At 39.1% G+C, this 2,011-nt stretch carries 1 protein-coding gene; it reads left to right on the top strand.

Annotation, left to right across the window (positions count from 1 at the left end; all coding sequences use genetic code 11):
- The first annotated feature begins 206 nt into the window (after positions 1-206).
- The gene (locus tag ACYU87_RS27495) at positions 207-779 is read left to right on the top strand and encodes a hypothetical protein (RefSeq protein WP_461137211.1); all 573 of its coding nucleotides are present in this window, start codon (positions 207-209) and stop codon (positions 777-779) included.
- The last annotated feature ends 1,232 nt before the right edge of the window (positions 780-2,011 follow it).

The raw sequence follows: 2,011 nt of genomic DNA, 5'->3' as shown, positions 1-2,011 counted from the left end.
GGTGTATTTTAAGAACTTAAGAAGAGGATATATATAACTATCTGATTATCAGCACACATTATTTTCCTCCTAGGAAACCCCCATTTCCCCAATGGGTAAGTGTCATTTCCCTAAATGCTATATAAAAAGGGAAATAAGATTTCCTTATAGGTAAAACAATAGTTCCTTTTTTGTATGTTTGTAGGGAAATATGAATTCCCTAATTTATGGTCTACAAGAAAATCGGAGATTATTCGCTCAACAAGGCTAATCCGTTTTTGGATGATACAGTCCAGCATATTGAAAAGGGAGAAAAGACGTTACTGTTCGGTCAAAAAAATCCAGATTTAATAGTTGATAATGATGGATCTGTCAAAGGCCATTCCTTATTCGCCCGTAAAGTGACCGTTGATAAAGCAAAATTTATGAAAGTGTTTATGACTGGTCTATCCAATTGGTTCGATCTTTCTAAAGCAGGTATAAAAGTATTTGCCTACGTTGCTAATCAGATAGAGCCTAATAGAGACACCTTTATGTTTAGTCTTGAAAGATGCAAAAACTTCACTGGATATAAATCTGATAAAATGATATTCAGTGGACTTGCTGAGCTTGCCGAGAATAAATTTATAGCTCGTGGTGAGAACCCATTTATCTACTACATTAATCCTACAGTATTCTTCAATGGGGATCGTTTAACCTTTATTGAGCAATATGAACTCGAGCAGAAAGAGGAAGATCATTCAGGTATAGACAAAGTAGCGCAAGTAGGCTCCGAAAAGCTTACCCAGATATTGGCTTAAACGGAAGCGAGCTCTGTAGGGATACAACTCGCCAGGGATAGGCCATGCCACGTACAACCGTACGGCAACCCCGGATTGATAGCTCCAAGCCATCCGGGGTTTAAATAGCTTACACTTGTGAATATATAGAGATTAATGAAAGGGCTCTTCTTGTAGAGGAGTCCTTTTTCGTGTCCTACGGCCACGGGATTTTCTTAGGCATAACGCCACACCAACTGTACACAAAAGAGGACGACAGACAAGGGACAAAGGGGAAAAAAAGAACTTAATAAAAGCAACTTACTTTTATTAAGTTCTTTTTTCATAACAGGGTAAAAAACGAGCGGGCTATACCAGATGGTATAGCCCGCTCGTTCCCATTTTCTTTTCAACAGCCTTGATAATCAGGGCTTGCAAATTTACGCAACTAATGAGTACAGTTGGTGTGGCGTTATGCCTAAGAAAATCCTGGGGGTTTGGGGGCTAGCCCCCAATCACAACTACAACGTCGTAGACTCCTTATAAAAGGGAAAAGAGCGGGCCGGTGGCTTACAAATCTGTAAACTACCGGCCCGCTCGCTTTACTGTTATAGAGACTCTACATTTTATATGGGGTCACAAATTAATGTACATTTTTTACTTATTAGTAAGTTACCTTGTAACTTTTATTTATATTTGATTAATATTTAGGTTCCGAGGAGCCAAATAGTTGAATAAAGCTCGAAACAGGATGTGACTTCATATCCTGTTTTTTGTTTTAGTCGATTTTCATTTGCCAATAGCCTAGTTGTTTATTTTCTGTGCTGGACAATAGCGATTTATGCTATTTGGTCGTGTTATTTTTGCTGGTCTGATTGCGTAGCCAGCCATGTTTTACACCTTAAAAACTTCCTTTCAGTCAGCTTTTAAGGTGTAAAACGGCTGTCTTTCCCTCCGATTGTCAGGAAAGAAAAACCCTGCTGCATGGCGTCAGCAGGGTCCAGTTCACAAGCCTGGTCATTCGATGGCCGGGCCTCGTCAAGATAGGTTAACGCCTATTCGCCGATAGTGGTCAAATCCTTGACTCATTTAATAAAGATACTATTCTGTTAAGCGACCTGTATAGATCAGGTTTGCTTTACTCAAAGGTGTATTTTAAGAACTTAAGAAGAGGATATATATAACTATCTGATTATCAGCACACATTATTTTCCTCCTAGGAAACCCCCATTTCCCCAATGGGTAAGTGTCATTTCCCTAAATGCTATATAAAA

The organism is Spirosoma lituiforme, assembly GCF_054776635.1.
Note: the sequence above shows the minus strand (reverse complement) of the source record. Positions and strands in the feature narration are given on the sequence as shown.

Coding starts and splice junctions, on each gene's coding strand:
- ACYU87_RS27495 (WP_461137211.1), top strand. CDS start 207: ATGGTCTACAAGAAAATCGGAGATTATTCGCTCAACAAGGCTAATCCG.